Below are 7,469 nucleotides of genomic sequence, written 5' to 3'. Positions count from 1 at the left end.
TATCGTAAGCATTTGTTTGAAACAGAACATCCGTTAGACAAGTTTTGTAATAATAAACATATTAAAAGAGTTTATAGTCCAGTCGCTAGTCCTTGGTATAATGGTGTTGTAGAAAGTACACATAACCGAGACCAAAAAGAATTTTATGATTATTGTACACAAGAATTAACTTTAGAAAAAGCTAATCAAAAATTAAAAAGATATAATAATTTTTGGAATCATAAACGAATACATTCAGCTTTAAATTATGATACACCTATGTTATACTTCAAAAAGATAAGGAATACTTAAATGCAATATCTCTGGCTCCCGTGCAAATAAAAATTAAATTTATTATACAAATAATATATACTGATTTTTTTTAAGTTTGTCAACTGATGCACTTTATGTAAATTTTATCTACTTTTTTGCCGCGACTTCGTCAAAGTAGCTATATCCTCGACAAGCTCGGATACACTTTGCGAAATACTAAATTTGGGATTTAATTTAATAAATTATATTACATGTAAAACAATTTTAGTATGATTTAGTACTAATTCTGTCCTTGCACTTTTTGCAACTTTTTGCGGCGGGAAAAAGTTGCTGTATCCTCGACAAGCTCGGATACGCTTCGCGAAAACGCAATTACTATAACTTTATATTTAAAATATATGTATTAAATGTAGGGTATAACCTAGATTTAGACTAAAAATGCAGTTTTTTTGGTTCTTTTATACCAATACTTACAGTACTTCCTTCGGTCGTAAAAGAACTGGGGTATGGGGCAAAGCCCCATATATTAAAAAGAAAATATAATTTTAATTTTGATAAAATATAGTTGTTTATGTATATACTGAAATTTTTTAAGTATATGATTTCTTATTTTGGAAAATCACTAAATATAAAAATAAAATATTAACCTTATTTTTGATAAAACATATTTTTCAATATAATACATTTATTAAATAAATTCTAATGAAAATTGTTTGCTTATTAATATTTACAACTTTTCATTTTCATCATTAGATATTATTCTCACTTCCGCATTCAAAGTTATTCCTTTTTGATTATAAACTTCTTCTCTAACTTTCCTCATAAGATTTAAAATATCTCTGCCTGTAGCATTATTATAATTAACTATAAAATTAGCATGATAAGGTGAAACCATTGCGCCTCCAACTTTAACGCCTCTCATATTAATTGAATCTATTACCTTGCCTGCTATCATATTAGTTTCATAATCATTCAAAAAAGTACTTCCTGCTGAAGGATATTTAAATTGATTTTTATTTTTTCTGTCTTTAAAATATTTTTTCATCTCTGGTTTTATTAATTTTTTAGAACCTTTCTCTAATTTAAATCTAACATCTAATATAATATATTTCTTATCCTGAAAAATACTTCTCTTATAAGCATATTGACAATCTTCAATACCTATATGCATATAATCAAAATTATCATCTATTATTCCAACTTTATCTATAAATTCAGAAACTGAATGTTCATAACATCTTGCATTCATATAAGCAGCACCGCCTATACTTCCTGGAAGCCCATATAAAAATTCTAATCCAGTAAAACTATTTTTATAAGCATACTTAACAACATCAATAACACTAGCTCCAGAATAAGCTAAAATATTATGAGATGTATGCTCTACCCTAGAGAAAAATCCTGTATAAATAATAGGAAACTCAATTACCTTATCCAAAAATAAAATATTACTTCCGCCGCCTAAAATAATATATCTTTTATTATTATCATTAAGATATTTTAATAAATCTATAAAACCATTAATAGTTTCAGGAACATAAAATTCTGAAGCCTTAGCATTAATTCTAAAAGTATTTAATTTCTTTAAAGAAACATTTTCTCTGCTTAAAACACCATTCAAAGATTTAACCATTAAAGTAACCCCTATTATAATTTTATTCTATAATAATATAATTAATAAAACTGTCAAAAATAATTTTTATAAAATATACCAAATCGGTTTTAATTTTGTATTAACAAACATATCTTTAATATCTGCCTCATTATTTATTTTCCAGGTATTCAAATCCTGATTAAAATTTACAGCATTCTTAAACATACAAGTCATATACTTCACATTGGATACATTCCATTTGTCTAAAGTCTGATTAAAATTAGATACCCCATAAAACATATAACTCATATCCAAAACATTAGATACATTCCAATCATTAATACATATATTAAAATTATTTATATTATGAAACATTGATCTCATATTAACAACATTAGAAGTATTCCATTTCTCTATACCTGAAAAATCTATTCTCACATTGTAATTCTCATATTCATTGTAAGAACCTTCAAAACATGAAAAATTAGGCTTATCAAAAAGCATAGACATATCGGTTATCAATGAAGTATCAATATCTCCTAAATAAATATTATTGTTTTCTATTAAACTTCTTAATTCTATTTTATTTTTTGGTGTATACACAATTAAAATCCTAATATTTAATAAAAAAGTTCTTCTTTTTTAAAATCTATTATCATCAAAACAAGCCAATAATATATGAATCTATTTTCAACTGTTTTATTTTCACTATTAGTAAATGATATATTAATTTTAACAATATCTCCATTATTTATATATTCTTGAAACTCTATTTTAATAATAAATTTATCTTTTTTAAAATCTTCAAAATAAAATATACTCTCTGAAAATTTATAAATAACATTCATAGAATATCTGCTTGCAAATGCTTTCAAACTTGAATAAACTATTTCTATGTTTTTCAGCTTTTCTATTACTTTGTTAAAATCTGAAGTATCTATATTAATAATCGGAAACTGATTTATAGGCTGAAATATCTCATAATCATTTAAATGCATTTTCCATTTTGCAATATCTTCTTTAGTTAAGTCAAATACACTAGATAAATTAATATAACAATTTTCATCCATAACAACATTATTATCATCATAGTCAGTATAACTGCCGCCGCCTAAATATCTAAAAGAAGTTTTTAAATTCATATTTTCATCATATAAATTCCAAATTAAACTATATGCATATTTATTCATTATAGGATTATCAATAAAAATTTCTTTCCAAAATTTATAATTATATTTCTTACCGCTTATTAAAATTTTTATTAAATTATAATTCTGACTTTTCAATATATTAGGAATCTCTTTTCTAATATGCTTTATTTCTTCTTTTATATTTTCAGGAAAGTATTTAGGTATTGATTTTAATTCTTTTTTATTGTTAATATCAAATAATTCTACTGCATTATTATTTTTAAGAGAGATTTTATATTTATTATCATTTACTTCTATAATTTTCTCTCCTCTTTTATCTAATCCAAAATCATATACTACTTTAAAACCTAATTCATATAACTCTAAATTCATTTTTTCAGCAATAAAATTTAATAAACTAATAGCCTCTTTTTTAATAGAAGCCTTTTTATTCCTAGCAAAAACATTATATAATAAACTTAAAGCGAATTTACTGTCTGTATGCAATGCTAAAATCTTCATAAATAATAATGAACTATTTTCTCTATTGTACATTTCAATTAACATATTATCATCAGCATATACACCGCAAACTAAAACAGAAACATCTTTTTGAGAATTAATATATATTTCTCTTATACAATTTTTAAAACTTTCTTCATCAAGAAAATTAATTATATTATCAAGTGTTTGTATTTTATAAATATATTTTTTTAAATTAAAATACTCTAAATAAATATACTTTATTATTTTTATGCCTATAATTTTTGATTTATCTTTAGTTAAAACTTTTATTTCTTTTTCTTTTATTATATCATCAATAAAATTTAATTTTTGATTATTCTTTTTATCATAATTTATAGAATTCTCTATATCTTCTATACGGATAAAATTTAATACTTCATTCTTATTCGTTTTTAATTCTGATAATTCTCTATAAAATTCATTTTCAAGCATTATTCTAAAATCAGTATATATTTTATTATTATAATTAATAATACTTTTATATGCTTCTTTTACATTATTTTTTATTATTTCAAACTGTTCAATCTTTGATGATTTATTCTTTGCTGTTACATATTCAGCAATTATAAATTGTATAGGAATTTTATTATTCTTTTTTAATGTAGTTTCTTCAAATGCAAAAGCTAAATCTGATACATTATCCAAATTCCAATTTGATAAATCCTGATTAAACATTATAGCATTATAAAACATACTATACATATTTTCTAATTTTGCAGTATTCCATTTATTTAAAGGCTTATTAAAACTTCCTGCTCCATTAAACATAGAAAGCATATATTTTACATTTGAAATATCCCAATCATTTAAAGATTTATTAAAATTATAAGCACCAGCAAACATAGAAATCATATTTTCAACATTAGAAACATTCCATTTATCTAAAGGCTGATTAAAATTATAACAATTAAAAAACATCTCTTTCATATTTCTAACATTAGATACATTCCAGCTGTTAATATTCTGATTAAATTCCTTACAAGCTAAAAACATTCCACCCATATCATTTACTTTTGAAATATCCCATTTGTCTAAAGGCTGATTAAATTTACTGCAGCCTGAAAACATTCTTTTCATATTTTCAACTTTAGAAACATTCCAATTATTGACACATTGATTAAAAGTATTATTATGAAATATATTAAACATAGATTCCATATTAATAACATTCTCTGTATTCCAATTTTCTATACCTGAATAATCTTTTCTCTTAGTTTTTGAAAATAAATACGACATATCAGTTATTAATGAGGTATCAATATCGCCTAAATATATATTATTATCTTCTACTAATATTTTTAATTCTTCTTTGTTTTTGGGTTTATATTTGTACATAATTTACATATTAAAAAATTTTATTGATTCTGATTATCTGAATTATTAGAAATATTTTCAGTATTTTCATTATTGTTATTATTTTGATTATTTTCTTCTGAAGAATTGTTTTCAGTATTTTCATTAAGTTTTTCAACTTCTTCTGAATTATTATTTTCTTCTGCTGATTCCTCATAATCATCTGATTCATCTGTTTCTTCTACTTTAGGTATAAAGTTTTCATCTCTTTTAAATACATAAATCTCTTTGAATCTCATCTCTTGTTTAAGAAGAATTTCTTTTTCTTTAACAAGTTCAAGCATAGCTAAAAAGAATGTAACAAGCTGTCTTTTTGTAACACCGTCTTTAAATAATACAATGAAAGGAAAAACTGATGTTTCTGATAATTTAATTCTTATCATATCTATAGCATTATCTATATGGAAATTAGACATTCCAGAAAGTACTGCCAAATCTGTTTCCGGTACAAATTGAACCTTTGTAAATGCATAAACTAAATCATAAAGTGTAACATCTTTCCAAGCAACCTCATTATCTTCTGAAGAAACATTATTTTGAAAAAATTTAACTCTTTCTGTGTCTTTTCTTTCAAATATAGAATCTGATGCTTCTTGAAGTCTGTCAAGTTCTTCGGAAACCATTTTATATCTTTGAAACTCAAGCATCTGCTCTACTATTTCAAATTTAAGTCTATCTGTAAATTTATCATCGTCCATATCACGAGGAAGAAGCATTTTTGATTTATATAAATGGAATTCTGATGCTACAACCAAAAAATCACCTGTAGAATCCAAATTCAAAGCAGCCTGAGCCTTTAAATACTCTACAAACTGATCTATAATTTCCAAGATAGAAACTTCATATATATTTTTTTCACTTCTTTTAAGCATATCAAAAAGTATAGACAATGGCCCTTCATAATCTATACTGGATAATGAAACAGTAAACTCTTTATAATCCGGCTTACTATTTTCTGTTTCTTCTTTGGCTGAAGTATCTGTATTTACATTATCTGCATTATTATTTTCTTGCTGTGTTTCGTTTATATTCTCTTCCATAGTTTACTATAATATATAAAAAACACAAAAATTCAAGTATACATACTTAATTATATTGACAATAAATAAAATTCTAATATTATCTTATTCATATAAAAAGTATAATTTAAGGGGCAAAACAATGAAAAAAATAAATATAGGGTTCATAGGAGCAGGAAAAATAGCAGAAACTATGGCTAAAACTATATCAAAAATCAAAGAAGTAGAATCTTATGCTGTAAGTGCAAGAGATTTAAAAAGAAGTAAGGCATTCGCTAAAAAATACGGATTTAAAAAGTTTTACGGCTCTTATGAAGAAATGCTAAAAGATGAAAAAGTTGATTTAGTATATATAGCTACTCCTCATTCTCATCACTATGAACATATAAAATTATGTTTAAATAATAATAAACATGTACTATGCGAAAAAGCTTTTACAGTAAATGCAAAACAAGCCAGAGAAGTATTAATACTTGCAAAAAAGAAAAAACTTTTACTTGCTGAAGCTATATGGACTAGATATATGCCTAGCAGACAATTAATAAATGAAACTATAAAAAGCGGTATAATAGGAAAAGTAAGCTCTTTAACTGCCAATTTAGGTTATGTTATAAATAAAGTTCCTAGATTGATAGAACCAGAATTAGCCGGAGGAGCATTGCTTGATGTAGGTGTTTATACTATTAATTTTGCTTTAATGGCTTTTGGAAATAAAATAAGTAAAATAGACTCTACTTGTGTAAAAACTAAAAAAGGTGTAGACGAACAAAACTCTATTACCTTAACTTTTGAAGACGGAAAAATGGCTGTATTAAATAGCACTATGTCAGCATTAACAAACAGAGAAGGTGTTATAAACGGCGATAAAGGATATATGGTTATAAAAAATATAAATAATCCTGAAAGCATAACAGTTTATTCATTAGACAGAAAAGTTGTAAAAATAATAAAAGTTCCAAAACAAATAAGCGGTTATGAATATCAAATACTTTCCTGCGTAGATGCTATCAATAAAGGCAAATTAGAATGCAAAGAAATGCCTCATGAAGATATTTTAATAGTAATGAATATAATGGATACTTTACGCAGAAGCTGGAAAATAAAATATCCTTTTGAAAAATAAAAATTTAAAATTAATTTATTCTTGTTTATTAATGGGGGGGTAAATATACTCCCCTTTATTTTTATATATTTAATCACATTAACATATAAGATAATTACACAATAATATCTTTAATATAAAAAATTACAAAATAAAATTGTTTCAGTATATACCTAAATAACTATATTTTGTCAATTTTTACTTTTTTGTAAATGTAATTTTTGTTTATTAATAGTATAAAATATTATTAAGTTTTGTTTGAAATGTGAAGTAAAACCAAGATTTGTGTCAAAAAATGCAGTCCTTTTGCTTCTTTGGGTCACCAAAAGAAGTAGGGGTTCGGGGACTAGTCCCCGAAAATAATAACAATATAAAAACTAATTTTGACAAAGTTAAAAATTTTTGGTATATACTGAAAATTTTTGCACAGGAGCCAGACATATTGCATTAAGTATTCCTTAGTTTTTTAAAGTATAACATAGGTGTATCATAAT

General features: G+C 24.2%; 6 protein-coding genes. 2 read left to right on the top strand and 4 right to left on the bottom strand.

The features are described 5' to 3' along the window. Positions 1-291, top strand: a 291-nt coding sequence (locus Q0K52_RS14340; protein ID WP_297298163.1) for an integrase core domain-containing protein, incomplete at its 5' end; no start/stop codon positions are given. Between the two features lie 688 nt (positions 292-979). Here the strand turns inward: Q0K52_RS14340 and murB are convergent. The 4 genes from murB to Q0K52_RS14320 all read right to left on the bottom strand — a co-directional run bounded on the left by murB (position 980) and on the right by Q0K52_RS14320 (position 5,894). Further along, the gene (gene murB / locus Q0K52_RS14335; protein WP_297300564.1) at positions 980-1,885 is read right to left on the bottom strand and encodes a UDP-N-acetylmuramate dehydrogenase; all 906 of its coding nucleotides are present in this window, start codon (positions 1,883-1,885) and stop codon (positions 980-982) included. A 66-nt stretch (positions 1,886-1,951) separates the two neighbouring features. Next, complete coding sequence (locus Q0K52_RS14330; RefSeq protein ID WP_297300563.1) at positions 1,952-2,449, bottom strand: BspA family leucine-rich repeat surface protein; 498 nt, start codon at positions 2,447-2,449, stop codon at positions 1,952-1,954. A 17-nt stretch (positions 2,450-2,466) separates the two neighbouring features. Further along, a complete protein-coding gene (locus Q0K52_RS14325; RefSeq protein ID WP_297300562.1) occupies positions 2,467-4,836 on the bottom strand; it encodes a BspA family leucine-rich repeat surface protein in 2,370 nt (789 codons plus the stop codon). A gap of 20 nt (positions 4,837-4,856) precedes the next feature. Then, on the bottom strand, positions 4,857-5,894 hold the full coding sequence (locus Q0K52_RS14320) for a segregation/condensation protein A (protein WP_297300561.1): 1,038 nt from the start codon (positions 5,892-5,894) through the stop codon (positions 4,857-4,859). Positions 5,895-6,015: 121 nt separating this feature from the next. Between Q0K52_RS14320 and Q0K52_RS14315 the strand changes: the two genes are divergently transcribed. Beyond that, positions 6,016-6,996 carry a Gfo/Idh/MocA family oxidoreductase gene (locus Q0K52_RS14315; protein WP_297300560.1) on the top strand — a complete coding sequence of 327 codons (981 nt, stop codon included), beginning with the start codon at positions 6,016-6,018 and terminating at the stop codon, positions 6,994-6,996. The last annotated feature ends 473 nt before the right edge of the window (positions 6,997-7,469 follow it).

Source organism: uncultured Brachyspira sp. (assembly GCF_944390845.1).
Lineage (GTDB): Bacteria > Spirochaetota > Brachyspiria > Brachyspirales > Brachyspiraceae > Brachyspira > Brachyspira pulli.
This window is presented reverse-complemented; position numbering and strand designations above follow the sequence as displayed.

Excerpts from the sequence above, each read along its gene's own strand:
- Q0K52_RS14325 (WP_297300562.1), bottom strand. The coding sequence starts at position 4,836 with ATGTACAAATATAAACCCAAAAACAAAGAAGAATTAAAAATATTAGTA.
- Q0K52_RS14315 (WP_297300560.1), top strand. The coding sequence starts at position 6,016 with ATGAAAAAAATAAATATAGGGTTCATAGGAGCAGGAAAAATAGCAGAA.
- Q0K52_RS14320 (WP_297300561.1), bottom strand. The coding sequence starts at position 5,894 with ATGGAAGAGAATATAAACGAAACACAGCAAGAAAATAATAATGCAGAT.
- murB (WP_297300564.1), bottom strand. The coding sequence starts at position 1,885 with ATGGTTAAATCTTTGAATGGTGTTTTAAGCAGAGAAAATGTTTCTTTA.